At 41.4% G+C, this 15,120-nt stretch carries 13 protein-coding genes; 7 read left to right on the top strand and 6 right to left on the bottom strand.

All coding sequences use genetic code 11. The features are described from left to right. The first annotated feature begins 88 nt into the window (after window positions 1-88). A complete protein-coding gene (locus GTQ43_RS20020) occupies window positions 89-1,381 on the top strand; it encodes a glycoside hydrolase family 10 protein (protein ID WP_414859127.1) in 1,293 nt (430 codons plus the stop codon). 143 nt (window positions 1,382-1,524) lie between these two features. On the opposite strand, the gene rppA is transcribed toward GTQ43_RS20020, so the two are convergent. Further along, the gene (gene rppA, locus GTQ43_RS20015) at window positions 1,525-2,217 is read right to left on the bottom strand and encodes a two-component system response regulator RppA (protein WP_265274510.1); all 693 of its coding nucleotides are present in this window, start codon (window positions 2,215-2,217) and stop codon (window positions 1,525-1,527) included. A 66-nt stretch (window positions 2,218-2,283) separates the two neighbouring features. Between rppA and hisG the strand changes: the two genes are divergently transcribed. Beyond that, entirely contained in the window at window positions 2,284-2,928 is a 645-nt protein-coding gene (gene hisG / locus GTQ43_RS20010; protein WP_265274509.1) for an ATP phosphoribosyltransferase, read from the top strand. Between the two features lie 292 nt (window positions 2,929-3,220). On the opposite strand, the gene GTQ43_RS20005 is transcribed toward hisG, so the two are convergent. From GTQ43_RS20005 to rimM, 3 genes are all read right to left on the bottom strand, one after another. Next, a complete protein-coding gene (locus GTQ43_RS20005; protein WP_265274508.1) occupies window positions 3,221-3,412 on the bottom strand; it encodes a YqaE/Pmp3 family membrane protein in 192 nt (63 codons plus the stop codon). A gap of 126 nt (window positions 3,413-3,538) precedes the next feature. Continuing rightward, entirely contained in the window at window positions 3,539-3,937 is a 399-nt protein-coding gene (locus GTQ43_RS20000; protein WP_265274507.1) for a phage holin family protein, read from the bottom strand. Window positions 3,938-4,111: 174 nt separating this feature from the next. Next, complete coding sequence (rimM, locus tag GTQ43_RS19995; protein ID WP_414859151.1) at window positions 4,112-4,720, bottom strand: ribosome maturation factor RimM; 609 nt, start codon at window positions 4,718-4,720, stop codon at window positions 4,112-4,114. Here rimM and GTQ43_RS19990 point away from each other — a divergent pair. Further along, the gene (locus tag GTQ43_RS19990) at window positions 4,671-4,856 is read left to right on the top strand and encodes a hypothetical protein (RefSeq protein ID WP_265276590.1); all 186 of its coding nucleotides are present in this window, start codon (window positions 4,671-4,673) and stop codon (window positions 4,854-4,856) included. The genes rimM and GTQ43_RS19990 overlap by 50 nt on opposite strands. Here the strand turns inward: GTQ43_RS19990 and GTQ43_RS19985 are convergent. After that, entirely contained in the window at window positions 4,829-6,112 is a 1,284-nt protein-coding gene (locus tag GTQ43_RS19985; protein ID WP_265274506.1) for a valine--pyruvate transaminase, read from the bottom strand. The two genes, GTQ43_RS19990 and GTQ43_RS19985, sit on opposite strands and share 28 nt — an antisense overlap. 209 nt (window positions 6,113-6,321) lie before the next feature. Between GTQ43_RS19985 and GTQ43_RS19980 the strand changes: the two genes are divergently transcribed. The 4 genes from GTQ43_RS19980 to GTQ43_RS19965 all read left to right on the top strand — a co-directional run bounded on the left by GTQ43_RS19980 (window position 6,322) and on the right by GTQ43_RS19965 (window position 14,251). Continuing rightward, complete coding sequence (locus tag GTQ43_RS19980; RefSeq protein WP_265274505.1) at window positions 6,322-7,431, top strand: S-(hydroxymethyl)glutathione dehydrogenase/class III alcohol dehydrogenase; 1,110 nt, start codon at window positions 6,322-6,324, stop codon at window positions 7,429-7,431. A gap of 849 nt (window positions 7,432-8,280) precedes the next feature. Further along, on the top strand, window positions 8,281-8,559 hold the full coding sequence (locus GTQ43_RS19975) for a GlsB/YeaQ/YmgE family stress response membrane protein (protein ID WP_265274504.1): 279 nt from the start codon (window positions 8,281-8,283) through the stop codon (window positions 8,557-8,559). 58 nt (window positions 8,560-8,617) lie between these two features. Then, window positions 8,618-9,535 carry a general stress protein gene (locus GTQ43_RS19970; RefSeq protein WP_265274503.1) on the top strand — a complete coding sequence of 306 codons (918 nt, stop codon included), beginning with the start codon at window positions 8,618-8,620 and terminating at the stop codon, window positions 9,533-9,535. A 1,077-nt stretch (window positions 9,536-10,612) separates the two neighbouring features. Next, entirely contained in the window at window positions 10,613-14,251 is a 3,639-nt protein-coding gene (locus GTQ43_RS19965; protein WP_265274502.1) for a response regulator, read from the top strand. A gap of 101 nt (window positions 14,252-14,352) precedes the next feature. On the opposite strand, the gene GTQ43_RS19960 is transcribed toward GTQ43_RS19965, so the two are convergent. Then, window positions 14,353-15,048 (bottom strand): Uma2 family endonuclease, encoded by a 696-nt coding sequence (locus tag GTQ43_RS19960; protein WP_265274501.1) that lies wholly within the window; start codon window positions 15,046-15,048, stop codon window positions 14,353-14,355. Window positions 15,049-15,120 lie beyond the last annotated feature (72 nt).

The following is a 15,120-nucleotide window of genomic DNA, read 5'->3' as shown; positions in this document are numbered from 1 at the left end:
GTTTTTATGGTGCAAAAGTTCCATAAGCAGGGAACGAATAACTACCAACTAATCAATTCTGTACTAAGCATAAATACTTGTACACTATATGATTAGTAGATTCAATCGTAAAAGTGAACAATGGCGTGTGTGGGTAGCTAATGCATCATTCAAATCTATGAAATCACCTTTTATTATTCAAAGTTGGCGGCGATTACTCAAATATCTTTTTCCAATTCTCGTTTTAATATCCTTTGTTACTGTATTGTTGCTGGACAGTTTCACCCCTGCGATCGCAGAAGGTTGGGGTTTTGGCGCGATCGCACAGCTACCCCGTCAGGAAATTCGCGGGGTTTGGATGACCACCAATGATTTTGACACCCTCAAGGATCGCGCCAAAGTGAAGGATGCTGTGAGTCAATTACGACGGCTGAACTTCAACACAATCTATCCTGTGGTGTGGAATTCTGGTTATGTAATGTATCCCAGTGCGATCGCACAACGTGCAGGTATTCAACCTTTTGTCTACAAAGGTTTAGATGGACATGATATTCTTGCAGACCTCATTACCCAAGCCCATCGCCAAGGATTGCTAGTAATTCCCTGGTTTGAGTTTGGTTTCATGGCTCCCCCAACCTCAGAACTAGCACTGAATTATCCTGATTGGTTCACACAAAAGCGCGATGGTAGCCAAACTTCTATTAGTGCGGCTGGTGAGGTGATGTGGCTCAATCCGTTCCTTCCCCAAGTACAACAGTTCATCACCAACCTCGTATTAGAAACTGTCAGTCAATATGATGCCGATGGTATTCAGTTTGACGATCACATGAGTTTGCCCTACGAATTTGGTTATGACCAATATACAGTTGCTTTGTACACCAAAGAAACCAATAATCCTCCCCCAAAGGATGCCCAAGACGCTGCATGGGTACAGTGGCGGGCAGATAAAATTACCGCGTTCATGGTACAACTTAACCAAGCTGTAAAGCAGAGAAAACCCCAGGCAATTTTCTCAGTTTCTCCTAATTACTATGATTTTGCTTACAAGTTTCATCTGCAAGATTGGCTGACCTGGATGCGACAACATATTGTGGATGAGTTAATTGTGCAAGTTTATCGTCCGAATATGCAAAGTTTTGTAGCTAATATTTCTCGTCCAGAAATTCAAGAAGCACAGCAAATAATTCCCACTGCAATTGGTATTATGACAGGATTACGAAATAATCCAGTTCCTATCCAGCAAATTAAGTCTCAGGTGCGGGCTGCCCAAGAACGTGGTTTAGGTGTAACCTTCTTTTATTATGAAAGTCTTTGGAACGATGCTCTAGAACCCTTAAATGAGCGACAAGCTGGATTTGAAAATCTCTTTCCATCTCCTGCACTCCGCGCCAGACTTGAATAACTTTTCAGGTAAATGAAGTACACAGATAGGGACACAGTAGTACTGTGCCCTTAAAATCACCTGTACCTCACGCGCTGTTGCAATCTGCTGTAATAATTATGATTTAGCACATTCAGATAATTCTGCCTGAAATTGGGCTAAATTTACTCGACAGAGGAAGCACCGAAACGATAGCCTTTACCGTAGACTGTGTGAATCAGTGCAGTTTCTCTACCTACCTCAATCTTACGACGCAACAAACGAATTAATGCGGCAATCACATTACTACTTGGTTGTTCTTCCTCTTGCCACAAGTTTTGCATAATCTGGGCATGAGTCATTAATTGTCCAGTGTGTTCCATAAAATATTGCAGCAGCTGGCTTTCTTTTTGCGATAGCTCAATTATTCGTCCTTGGCGATAGGCGACTTGATTTTCACAATCGAGTTCTAAATCAGCGACGGTTAAACGTCCGGTAGTGGTTTCATAAGCTTGGGAACCGGAACGCCGCAATAAAGCCCGGACTCTGGCTAGTAACTCCCGCAGTTCAAAAGGTTTAACTAGATAGTCGTCAGCACCAGCATCTAAACCTTCTACGCGGTCATCTAGAGTATCTTTAGCTGTGAGAAATAGCACGGGAGTGGTTTTACCTTGTCGTCGCAATTGCTGACAAATCTCTAACCCCGTTTTTCCTGGCAGCATCCAATCTAAAATTAGTAGGTCATAATTACCTACTTGTGCATATTCACTGCCGCTTGCGCCATTGTAAGCGGCATCTACAATGTAACCCTCACGAGTTAACAAACGACTCAAGGGTTCAGTTAGTTCAACTTCATCATCAACTAATAAAATTCTCATGCTGCTGTGGTAAGCATATAGAGATATTATTCAACTGCCAGAACGCCAAGGATATTAAGAAAAAGAATGCTGACTGTTGCATTGCCAAAAGGGGAACTCCTTAAAAATAGCATCCGCTTGCTACAATCTGCGGGATTAGATTTTAGTGCTTTTTTAGATTCAGGAACTCGCCAACTTCAAATTCCTGATACTAAGGGACTTGCAAAAGCTTTGTTGGTACGGGCGCAAGACGTGCCTGTTTATGTAGAATATGGTCAAGCACAACTGGGTGTTGTTGGTTATGATGTGCTGCGGGAGAAGCAGCCACAAGTTGCCCATTTGGTGGATTTGCAGTTTGGACATTGTCGGATGTCGGTGGCGGTAAAAGGATCCAGTTCTTACCGATCGCCTTTAGATTTACCACCGCATGGTAGAGTTGCTTCAAAATACGTGAATTGCGCTCGTGAATATTTCCACAGTCTAGATTTACCTGTGGAAATAGTACCTCTGTATGGTTCAGTGGAACTAGGCCCGATTACTGGAATGTCAGAAGCGATCGTGGATTTAGTTTCTACAGGGCGGACTCTGCGCGAAAATGGTTTGATTGAAATCGCTACTTTATATGAAAGCACGGCGCGGTTGATTGCCCATCCTCTGAGTTACCGACTGAATACTGGTAATCTCAGTGATGTGATTTCTAAGCTTAGGGAAGCCGTTTTGGTAGAGGTTTAACAGTTTCAGCAGAAGTATATCATGTCTGGTTAAACAATTGTCGTTGCGTTCGCTTTTAACATTTCTGAAGAGTAAGTTGCATTCGCAATGACATATTCACAAGTAATTTACCTGACATCATATCAGAGTTAAAACCCAGATTTTCATCAGCAAAATTATGATTTTTATAACGAGATCAAAAGCTGGTGTTATATAAACTGAAATGGTGCGTTAGGCTTTAGACCAACGCACCATAATTAAGACTTGCTTACAGCAGCTTTCAGGTAAATAGCTGTAAATTAATCTTGCATAATTAGTAAATACTTCCCTCACGATTAACTTGTTCTTCATGCTTGGCAATAACCCAAATTGCATGAATGCTGCCGGGTAGCCAACCTAGAACTGTGAGCAAAATGTTAATAAACAATGTTGGGCCTACTCCAACTGTCAGGAAAACGCCTAAAGGAGGCAGTAATAAACCTAGAAGAAAACGAACTAATTTCATGATTTTACAACTTTGTGATTTTGTTTAGTTACATTCTTTTGAAGATGCCGAATTAGGAAATCCACCTTCGGATACTTTTTTGGAGTAGAAAAGTGATGAAATTACTATTTCTACTCCCTCTAATATTTATCTAGAAGGTAATTCACTTTGGTTTTTGATATTACCACTACCAGCTAAAAGGTTTTTCTCAACAAAATAGTTGTTTATGAAAGTGTTAGCAAAAGTTAGAATTACTGGCCCAAGTAGGAAACCAATAATTCCACTTACTGAGAAACCAGGAACTAGCAATGCTGCTAACCAAAAACACAAACCGTTAACGATGAGTGAAAATGCTCCAAATGATAGAAAGTTAAGTGGTAGAGAGAGAGCAGACAAAACTGGTTTAACTGAACCGTTAATTAGACCAATTACTAAAGCGGCAATCAAAGCTGCGGGAAAATTAGCAATATTAACGCCTGGAACAACTAAATCAACAATCAACAGGCTCAAAGCTGTAGCTAGGGCGGTTAATAATGGTGTCAACATTTTTTTGACCTAATCTTTTTTGTTTGTAACTTCTGATCTCATCTTTGACTATGTACCAGACTTACACCTCTCTTGAAAGATAGAATTTGCTTCTACCATTAGGTCTATTATTGAGAAAACTATAAATATTACATTGATGCTCCAAGTAACCACTACGTAATGTTATGATACTAATTATTGATTGATTTCCAGTAATCCAGACGGCGGCGTAATTTCAATCCGATTAGATTTCAAGTCTACGACTGGTGCGATCGCTTCCACAAATGGAATCAAAACAGTCTTTTGCTTTTTGTCAGTAGCAAATGATTCATGCAACTTTACTTCTAACAAATCATTACCGGCGGGGATGATATCTACAACCGTACCAACGAGTTCGCCAGATGCTTGCATGAATACTTCTAAGCCAATCAAATCGAGGACATGATATTCATCTTCGCCTAATTGGGGGCGATCGCTTGCTGGCACCATTAACTTACAACCGCGCAACGCCTCCGCCTGATCGCAATTTTCTACGCCAGCTAACTTGATTACATACAAATTTTTGTTACTGATATAACGTCCTGTCAATAATTCGATTGGTTGCGGTTCTGTGTCATCTGAACGCAACAACCAACGTTTTCCCGGTATCTCAAATCTTTCGGGAAAGTCAGATACAGGATAAACCCGTAATTCTCCAGACAATCCTTGAGGGGCAACAATTTTACCGATTTCTAACCAATTATCTGATTTGGGCATGGAGGAGGATGGGGCATTGGGCATGGAGGAGGATGGGGCATTGGGCATGGAGGAGGATGGGGCATTGGGCATGGAGGAGGATGGGGCATTGGGTATGGAGGATGGGGCATTGTCTCCCTTGTCTCCCTCATCCTCCCCACTCCCCAATCCCACTAATCAGACACTCACAGCCGCACCTTTATAAGCTTCTTCAGCTACTTTTGCTAAACGTTGCATAGCAGTGGTTATCTCTTCATCCGTACCTGTGAGGCTGATGCGGAAACATTGGTGTTTGTGTGCCCACTCTTCATCTAAACCAGGGAAGAAGCTACTTCCAGGAACAATAATTACACCTACTTGCTTTAGTTGCTGGTAAAATTCCCAGTCACTGATGGGTAAATCCTTTAACCACAACCAGGCAAAAATTGCTCCTTCACCGCGATGGAGGAACCAAGGTAAATCCTTGGACATTGCTTGCTCTAAGCTGGTTTCTAAAACGGTAAACTTATTTTGGTAAAAGGGACGGATGACAGTGTGAGAAATTTCTACTAATGCACCAGAATTGATTGCAAAAGCTGCGATCGCTTGGCCGTAACGTGAAGAATGGAGGCTCATATTTGCCTGAAAACACTCCAATACCTCAATCCACTTTTCATCCCCAATGGCAATCCCAATCCTTTCTCCTGGTAATCCCGCTTTCGATAAACTCATGCAGTGTAAGATATTATCACCAAATACTGGTGTCATTTCAGTAAAGTTCAATGCTGGGAAAGGAGGCGCATAAGCCGAATCAATTAACACTGGTAAATTATAAGGTGCAGCCAAAGCAGCAATCTTTTTCACCTCATCATCAGTAAGAACGTTACCAGTAGGATTACAGGGACGAGAGAAGAGGACACAACCCGTATTTTCTGTAATCGTCAGTTGGCTGAAGTCGGGGCGATATTTAAATCGGTGGGCGGCTACATCAATATCGAGGGTTGGTTTGTATGCTGTTAAGGCTTTTGGAACTAAGCAAATACCGCCGTAACCTGTGTAGTCAGGACTGAGGGGTAAAACGATTTGTTTTAACTCGCCGCTTGGGGTGTAGCCACCGAAGGTATTAGCGGCGTAGAAGTAGAGGGTTTGACTGCCGGGGGTGATGAGGATATTGCGATCGCTTAAGTTTAACCCGTAGCGTTTGTTAAAATCATTAGCGATGGCTTCAATTAATGGTGCATAGCCCTGACTTGAGCCGTAGCGACAAACTACCTCACCATACTCTGGGCTAGCCAAAAGCTGTGCAGTACAATCCCGCCATAACTGCTCTACTTCTGGCAAAATCAACGGATTACCAGCACTCAAATTAATAAACTGCTGCCCTGCACCACCTCGTAATGTCTCGATAATATCCTTCATGATTGCTCTTACGCCAGTCAGGTTGGACATTTGAGCGCCAATTTGAGTTAGGGCAGGGTTCATAAGCTGTAACAGAATAATGTATTAATCTAAGGGTGGACAAATTATTTCGGGGTTGCTACTGACATCAAGTTTACATCGTTGCCAAAACAGATGTTGCTGATTTTAACTAATCTAGCGAGAGAATGATATTTTAACAAAGTGAAAGAATCCCCATCTTGAAGCACGGTGGAGAACGTCAAATAACTAACTATATATAGGAGGGGCTGAAGTTGCAAGTTAAAGCAGCAGTAGCTTACAGCGCAGGTAAGCCGTTAACGATTGAAACCGTTCAACTATCAGGGCCACAAGCTGGCGAAGTATTAGTTGAGGTGAAAGCCAGCGGGGTTTGCCACACCGATGCCTTTACCCTATCTGGTGACGATCCTGAAGGTTTATTTCCCGTAATTTTGGGACATGAAGGCGCTGGTGTGGTGGTAGAGGTAGGCGCTGGTGTCACCAGTCTCAAACCAGGGGATCGTGTAATTCCCCTATACACTCCCGAATGTCGCCAATGCGAATATTGTCTGAGCTTTAAAACTAATCTTTGTCAAGCGATTCGCCTAACTCAAGCCCGTGGTGTCATGCCCAATGGCACTAGTCGTTTTAGTATTAATGGGCAGATGATTCATCATTACATGGGTACATCGACTTTTGCCAACTATACAGTGCTACCAGAAATTGCTCTGGCAAAAATTCGGGAAGACGCGCCCTTTGATAAGGTTTGTTACATTGGCTGTGGCGTGACTACTGGTATTGGTGCAGTTATCAATACTGCCAAGGTGGAACCGGGAGCAAATGTCATAGTTTTTGGTTTGGGTGGTATTGGTTTAAATGTCATCCAAGGGGCGCGGATGGTAGGGGCAAATATGATTGTCGGGGTAGATATTAATCCTAGTAAACGCGCTTTGGCAGAAAAGTTTGGGATGACGCACTTTGTCAATCCCCAAGAAGTAGAGGGTGATTTAGTTCCCTATCTGGTTGACTTAACCAAAGGCGGTGCTGATTACAGTTTTGAATGTATCGGTAATGTCAAAATTATGCGCCAAGCATTAGAGTGCTGCCATAAAGGTTGGGGTGTTAGTGTAGTTATTGGTGTTGCTGGTGCTGGACAGGAAATCAGTACTCGTCCTTTTCAATTAGTAACTGGGCGCGTTTGGAAAGGTTCAGCATTCGGTGGTGCTAGAGGACGTACAGATGTACCAAAAATCGTTGATTGGTATATGGAAGGTAAGATAAATATTGATGATTTGATTACTCATGTAATGCCCATTGAGCAAATTAATGATGCTTTTGAATTGATGCACAAGGGTGAATCAATTCGCAGTGTGGTAACTTTCTAATTTGTAATTGTCCCACTCAGATTATACTGACATCAGCTTAATACACTCGCATTTTCAACTTCACTCTTTACTACCTCCGCATCTAGCGGAATTTTATTTAATACTGGTGAGTGTAGCTTTAGATTTGGTGAGATGCTCCCAAACTCAACCGCTATATGAATAGTAGTCTGTTAAGCTAATTTTGAGGGTTTGTAGTAAGCAGTTTAGTACTTAGAAAATAAGGACTGAAGTCCTTACTACGAACTTTCTTGTCCATCAATTTAAACTTGACAGACTAATAGTATTTGATTTTTGAAATATACGCAGGGAAGCCAGTAGTGTGGGCGGGTTTCCCGACTTGAGCGGTAGCAAGCATCACTGGCATAGCCTAACGCACCATAAGCTTGGGATGGTGCGTTACGACGTTCCGTCTAAGAGGCTGTTTGAAAAGTCTTCTTCTTGGTATCAAAAGTTCTAGATCCTCCTAAATCCCACGATAAATTGGGGGACTTTGATTCCGATTCCCCCCTTTTTAAGGGGGGTTAGGGGGGATCAAAGTGACTTTAGTCACAGCAAAATACTTGTTCATTCAACCTCTAACACACCCTACAAATACTTATCTTTTTTCAAAAATCAAATGGTATTCCGATATTTGATTTATAAACAAATCTCCGTACACTCCTTTGTTCCCTGTTACCTGTTCCCTATCCCCTGTTCCCTATTGCCTCAATACAACCTCGTGAATATTCAAATAATATCTAAAGATTTTTGATATTAGTTCTCTAGATAGATCAGAAATTTTGTCGGCTAATTTTAATATGAAATAGTCAAAAGTAAACAAAGCACATTCTCTAAGGAAGGAGAAATTTAATGAGTAACATTATTGCTTGGCTGGTTTTGGGTTTAATTGCAGGTGCGTTAGCTAAGTTATTTTATCCAGGAACCCAAGGTGGCGGTATCCTCTCCACCATTGTATTAGGAATCCTTGGAGCAGTAGTTGGGGGTTATTTGGGTCAAGTCCTGCTAGGAAGTAGTTCGGCTGCTGCTGCATCTGTGGGAGCTTTATCTCTGGGAAGCATTTTATTTGCTGTTCTGGGTGCTATGCTGCTGATTTTCCTGTGGGGTTTACTGACTCGTCGTGCTGTGTAATTACCTCAAATTAGCTAATACTCTTGGGAATCACTTCTAGCTGCAATCAACCGATAAGATGACATTAGAAAAAGAGCGAACAACTATAGGAGTTTTCGCTAGATGTTCCGATGCACAATTGGTACTTCAGGAACTAAAAGCTTCTAATTTTCCAATGCATAAAGTTTCTGTAATTGCACGGAATGCAGAAGGGAAAAATGATATTGCTGGTGTTGAAGTTAAAGATAGCACTGGCAATACATCTTCAGAAGAGACTGATGAAGCTATGACTGATGGTTTTTTAAACTGTGTCACTAGCTTCTTAGTCGATCTTGTTCTCTGGGTAATTCCTGGTACAGAGCAAGTTATGCTGGCTGGAGCAGAAGCAACAGCGATCGCTACCACTCTAGCAGATGGCTTGCCTGGTGTGTTCCTAAGTTTAGGAATTACTGGAGAGCAAGCCCAGTGTTATAGCGAACTTGTTTATAAAGGTTACTATTTAGTAATGGTAATCGGCACAGACATAGAAATCCGTCTTGCCAAAAGGATTTTTAATCGCCGTAATATTCAACAGCCGAGTATTTCTCAGCCATATTCTACCCCAAATAGTCGCTATAAAAATGCAGTTGGTGTTTTTCTTACGCCCCAAGACACAGAAAGAGCTATTACTGAACTAAGAAATGCTGGCTTTCCTATGAGTCGAATTTTGGTAGTTGCTAAGGATACAAGCGAACTAAATAATATTACTGGAGTAAATATCAGCAGTTCTCAAGATAAATACGCTATTTTAGGAATTCCTGACGAGCTAGCCAGAGATTATGAATATCAAGTTACCCTTGGCAATTACCTATTAGTCCTAAATAGTACTGATATTTACATGGCTGGTGCAAGAGCTATTTTAGAGAGTAATAAGATGCAAAATTTTCGGATCTATAGCCAACCAGCACTTCATCTAACTAAAAGCGATCGCTATCGTCAGATTATGAGTAATTTCTAGTTAAACCTCATCTATGTTGAGAACCGTAGTTTTTACCCTCACCCTAAATCCTTCTCCGTTGTTGGGAAAAGGGGCTGAGGGATGAGGGTTTTTTCTTTTCATAAGGAAAGAACTACAGTTTTCAATATGGATACAGTTTAAATGTCAAAATCAATCTCAGGAGGGTTGACGCGATACCCTACTTGTGGTGACACTTAAAAGTTGTAGACTTCTATATTTTTCTAATATAAATAGATGATGTAAATTTGAAGTGTCAGCTATAAGAGTACTCCAAGTAAAAAATGCCAAATTGTCATTGCTTCGCTTCGCTCGCAATGACGGCTTTTGGATCATTTATTTTTTGGAACACTATAACAGGTTAATCTTCGAGTAAAATAATATCTGTTTCAAATAGTAAAATAGTAGTCTCAAAAACAATCCTGCCCATCTCTGGTTCTAAACCCATTTCCATTTTTACAAAATATGACCAGTGTCCAGAGTTAGGATTACATTTGATTATGGTTCAGAATCCACCGATAAATTATACTTTTTGCCCTTTGCAGAATTTTGATCTTGTTAAGTCAATTACTAGAATTATAAAAAATATTACTTTTTGAGTATAATCCGAATGTTAAATTTATTTATAATCCTACAATTGGTGTTTATTTATCCATCGCAAGGTTTAACTAAAGAAATAGATTGTTACTTCTTTTGAAATAAGTTATATTGTCTCAAATCGAAATGTGACCTAATATATATAAACCCGTTATTATGAAATATTTTTTATAAATTCACTTCCAAAAGATTGAAACTCATAAATAGATATAAAGCAAGTGTTATAATTATTTAAAATAATAATTCTGACTTATTAAGTAACTGGGAAAAGCTCGTGATATATCTCACGCCAGTACTTACCTAATAGGGACAGGGGAAAATTTAAAGCCTCTCAAGAGGAAAAAAAGGTTTTCTATATTCCGTGAAAAATCAGCAAAATAATTAGGCAGATATTAATGGAATGGAGTATTTAATATTTTTTGGAGCCGAAAATTAGCTCAACACTCACAACAGCAAAAATAATTTAAATAACTGTCTGGAATAATGTTGAACCGTTTGAAGATTGGAACCAAAATCGGAGTAAGTTTTGCCCTGAGTTTGGCAACTCTGACCGCCATTGGTCTAATCTCCTATCAAAGTACCAATGAGCTAATTGAAACTTCGCGCAAAGAAACCCATACCTACCAGGTGCTAAGTCAGCTTGAAAACCTTAACTTACAACTGACAAATGCTGAAACTGGGCAACGTGGTTACATTATTACTGGAGAACAGCGCTATTTAGAACCTTATAATGCTGCTATTGAAGTACTCAATCAAAGAGTTAAGGAGCTTCAGAGGTTAACGTCAGATAACCCCAACCAACAAAATCGGCTTGATATTTTACAGCCATTACTAACCGAGAGAATGGCTGTGATGAAAAATGTCATTGAGCTACGCCAAAGCCAAGGTTTGGAACCTGCTCAAAAGGCTGTCCTGACAGATCGGGGTAAGCAACTGATGGATCAGATCCAGAAAGTTATCCAGGCGATGAAAGCTGAGGAGAATACACTACTAAAACAGCGAACTGAGAAGGCAAAAACCGCTGCCCACCAAACCCTCGCCACTATAGTTTATAGTATTCCCCTATTTTCTTTGATCTTAGCTTTAATCGGATTTGCCCTGACCAGAAATATCTCAGTCCCACTGAAGCAAGTTTCTGATTTAGCAGAAAAAATGGCGGATGGGGATTTATCGGTGAGTTTACCAGATGGCGATCGCCTTGACGAAATTGGCGTGTTAACACGCACCTTCAACCAGATGATCGTTAATCTGCGAAACACAACTCAAAAAAATGAAGAGCAAAACTGGCTAAAGTCTAACTTAGCTGAATTTACCCAGATGCTCCAAGGACAGCGATATCTGGAAAGTGCATCTAGCCTGATATTATCAAATTTAGCACCACTGGTCGGAGCATCACAAGGCGTTTTTTATGCGATGAACTCTATAGACGACCAGCCAGTACTGAAGTTGTTGAGTAGTTATGCTTACAAAGAGCGGAAAAATCTCGCAAATCAGTTTCGGTTAGGCGAAGGATTGGTAGGACAATGCGCCTTAGAAAAACAAAGAATCCTCCTCACAGAAGTGCCTAATAACTATATCCGCATCAGTTCTGGCTTAGGAGAAGCACCACCGCTAAATATTATTGTCTTGCCCATACTGTTTGAAACGCAGGTGAGTGCCGTCATTGAACTTGCCTCTTTTAGCCCTTTTAGTCATCTGCATTTGACATTTTTAGAGCAATTGACTGAAAATCTGGGTGTATTTTTAAATAACATTGCTTCCCAATTGCAAACTCAGCAACTACTTGAAGAGTCAGTTGCTTTAACAGAGGAACTGCAAACCCAGCAAGAAGAACTACAGCAGAGTAATCAACGCCTGGAAGAACAAGCGCACGAGTTAGAAGAATCACAATTTCTTGTCAAGCAGTCTAACGAAGAATTACAACAACTAAATGAAGAACTAGAAGAAAAGGCAGAATTGTTAGAAGTTCAAAATCGAGAAGTTGCCCGTAAGAACCAAGAAGTTGAACAGGCGAGACAGTCTTTGGAAGAAAAAGCGGAACAACTAGCTTTGTCTTCTAAATATAAGTCAGAATTTCTTGCCAATATGTCCCACGAATTACGGACACCGCTAAATAGCCTATTAATTTTAGCAAGGCTTTTAGCGGATAACTCTCTGAGTAACTTAACCGAGAAACAAGTAGAATACAGCCGGACTATTTACTCAGCGGGCAATGATTTGCTGGAGTTGATAAATGACATTCTCGATTTGGCAAAAATTGAGTCGGGTACGATGTCACTCGATATTGAGCAAATTGCGTTTGCAGATTTGGAAACATCTTTAGAGCAGACTTTTCGGCAAGTAGCCCACACTAAAGAACTCAGTTTTACGATTAAACTGGATGAGAAGTTACCCCCGACAATTGATAACGACTCCAAACGCTTGCAACAAGTGCTGAAAAATCTTCTCGCTAACGCCTTTAAGTTTACTGAACAGGGAGGCGTAAAATTAGAAATTAGCATGGCTGTGGACACAGATCGAGTTGAGAATCCGATGATTGCTTTTGCAGTTAGCGACACGGGTATAGGCATAGCAGCCGAGAAGCAGAAGATTATTTTCGAGGCATTTCAGCAAGCAGATGGCACAACCAGCCGCAAGTATGGGGGAACTGGCTTAGGTTTGTCCATCAGTCGTGAATTGGCTCAACTATTAGGGGGAAGAATAGAATTAGTCAGCCAACCAGGACAGGGAAGCACCTTCACCCTCTACTTGCCTAGACAACAGGAAAATAAGGCTAAAAATGCTCTTACATCCCCAGAGCCAATCACCTCTATTCGCCGAGCATCGACTATCAAAGAAGTGCCTCCGGTCGAAAATAGACTCACAACTGTGGATACCTCTCCATCCGCGAAAGTACTTACTACCATCCCCCACGAAATCCCAGACGATCGGGAAATAATTCAACCGGGCGATCGCATTTTGCTAATTATCGAAGATGACGATAAATTCGCCCGGATATTACTAGATATGGCTCGCGAGCAGGGTTTTAAGGCCATCGTTTCCTTACAGAGCAAACAAGGTTTAGCACTAGCGCAACAGTTTAAACCCAATGCGATTATGCTCGATATCTATATGCCAGAAATGGATGGTTGGACAGTTCTGGATCGTCTAAAGCACAAGCCTGATACCAGACATATACCAGTACACATCCTTTCGGTAGATGAAAGACAGCAACGGGGATTACAACTAGGAGCGATTACTTACCTCCAAAAACCTGTTTCTCCAGAAGCGCTAACTCAGGTATTGACTGATATTAAAGGCTTTATTGAGCGTCAGGTAAGAAATCTCCTGATCGTAGAAGACGATCCTGTACAAGCTCAAAGTATTATCGAACTCATTGGTAATGGTGATGTCCAGAGTACAGCAGTGGGTACAGGAGCAGAAGCACTCAATATTTTGCGATCGCAACACTTTGATTGTATGGTACTCGATCTTGGTCTGCCCGATATGAGCGGGTTTGCCCTAATTGAGCAAATCAAACAAGAACCCAGGCTGTTGAAACTGCCGATCATCGTTTACACCGGCAAAGAACTCAGCCGCCAAGAAGAAACCCAACTGCGGGGATTAGCAGAGACAATTATCATTAAAAATGTGCGATCGCCAGAGCGGTTATTAGACGAAACTGCTCTATTTTTGCATCGGGTGCAAGCAAATTTGCCTCCACCAAAGCGGCAAATGCTAGAGCAACTACACCAAAACGATCCGGTGCTGGCTAATCGGAAAATTTTGATTATAGATGATGATCTACGAAATATTTTTGCCCTCACCAGCTTCTTAGAAAGCTATCAAATGCAAGTGCTGTTTGCCGAAAATGGCAGAGATGGTATCGAGAAACTGCAAGCCAATCCTGATATTAATATAGTATTGATGGATATCATGATGCCAGAAATGGATGGTTACGAAACCACCCGCGCCATCCGCCAGCAACAACAGTTTCGCTCCCTACCAATAATTGCTTTAACTGCCAAAGCTATGCCAGGCGATCGCGAAAAGTGCATCGAAGCTGGAGCCTCTGACTACATTACCAAACCTGTAGATACTGAGCAACTGCTTTCACTACTCCGGGTTTGGCTGTATCGTTAACGGAGTTAGAGTACTCCAAGTAAAAAAATGCCCAATTGTCATTGCTTCGCTTCGCTCGCAATGACGGGTTTTGGATCATTTATTTTTTGGAACACTCTTATCTATTCCCTATTTCCCATATTCTCATTCAACTTTTGCATAAACTCTTGATGTTCAGTGCCAGCTAAACCTGCTTGTAACACAGATAACACCGTTGCCATTTCTCCTGACAGTAAGGCAAGTACTGGCAACCATAACCCCGGAAACACCTGACTGCGAATAATTCCCTGCTCATCGGTTGGTAGCGAAACATACTCGTCCGCTTGCAGTCTAAACCAATCCAACTGATTATCTAATGTTCGCCAGACAATATACTCCTGTACTCCATTCCGTCGATAGGTGCGTTTTTTATCATGTAAATCTATGGCTGCACTGCTTGCTGCCACTTCTATCACTAGTTCGGGTGCGCCTTGGATATAATCATCCTCACTAATCAACGCCTGTCTGCCCGGAATGAATAGTACCGCGTCAGGCTGTGGTTCATTATCTGGATCTAAACGCACTGTGGGTTCAATTCCCAAAACAACACCAGGCGTTGCCGTTTTATAGTTCCACAACCACCCGATCAAATCTCCATGTGGTTCCCCATGACTTTTAATTCTCAGTGGCGATGCCATGATATATACAACTCCTTCAACCAGTTCAGCTTTTCTTAAATGCGGCATTGCCTGATAGCGACGCTCAAATTCGCAGCGAGATAAGCGATCACCATTTTCCAGAGGTAAAACTGAAATCACTTTTTTAGGAGTTGTAACCATCCCTTTGTCCTCTTTACGCAAATTGTCCAAACTGAATCAAAGTATTCTAATTTGGCAGTGCTGCATCCATTT

This window comes from Nostoc sp. KVJ3 (genome assembly GCF_026127265.1).
Lineage (GTDB): Bacteria > Cyanobacteriota > Cyanobacteriia > Cyanobacteriales > Nostocaceae > Nostoc.
This window is presented reverse-complemented; position numbering and strand designations above follow the sequence as displayed.

Coding starts and splice junctions, on each gene's coding strand:
- GTQ43_RS19975 (WP_265274504.1), top strand. CDS start 8,281: ATGAGTAACATTATTGCTTGGCTGGTTTTGGGTTTAATTGCAGGTGCG.
- GTQ43_RS19990 (WP_265276590.1), top strand. CDS start 4,671: ATGGAGGAGGATGGGGCATTGGGCATGGAGGAGGATGGGGCATTGGGC.
- hisG (WP_265274509.1), top strand. CDS start 2,284: ATGCTGACTGTTGCATTGCCAAAAGGGGAACTCCTTAAAAATAGCATC.
- rimM (WP_414859151.1), bottom strand. CDS start 4,720: ATGCCCAATGCCCCATCCTCCTCCATGCCCAATGCCCCATCCTCCTCC.
- GTQ43_RS19960 (WP_265274501.1), bottom strand. CDS start 15,048: ATGGTTACAACTCCTAAAAAAGTGATTTCAGTTTTACCTCTGGAAAAT.
- GTQ43_RS20020 (WP_414859127.1), top strand. CDS start 89: ATGATTAGTAGATTCAATCGTAAAAGTGAACAATGGCGTGTGTGGGTA.
- GTQ43_RS20005 (WP_265274508.1), bottom strand. CDS start 3,412: ATGAAATTAGTTCGTTTTCTTCTAGGTTTATTACTGCCTCCTTTAGGC.
- GTQ43_RS19965 (WP_265274502.1), top strand. CDS start 10,613: ATGTTGAACCGTTTGAAGATTGGAACCAAAATCGGAGTAAGTTTTGCC.
- GTQ43_RS20000 (WP_265274507.1), bottom strand. CDS start 3,937: ATGTTGACACCATTATTAACCGCCCTAGCTACAGCTTTGAGCCTGTTG.
- rppA (WP_265274510.1), bottom strand. CDS start 2,217: ATGAGAATTTTATTAGTTGATGATGAAGTTGAACTAACTGAACCCTTG.
- GTQ43_RS19985 (WP_265274506.1), bottom strand. CDS start 6,112: ATGAACCCTGCCCTAACTCAAATTGGCGCTCAAATGTCCAACCTGACT.
- GTQ43_RS19970 (WP_265274503.1), top strand. CDS start 8,618: ATGACATTAGAAAAAGAGCGAACAACTATAGGAGTTTTCGCTAGATGT.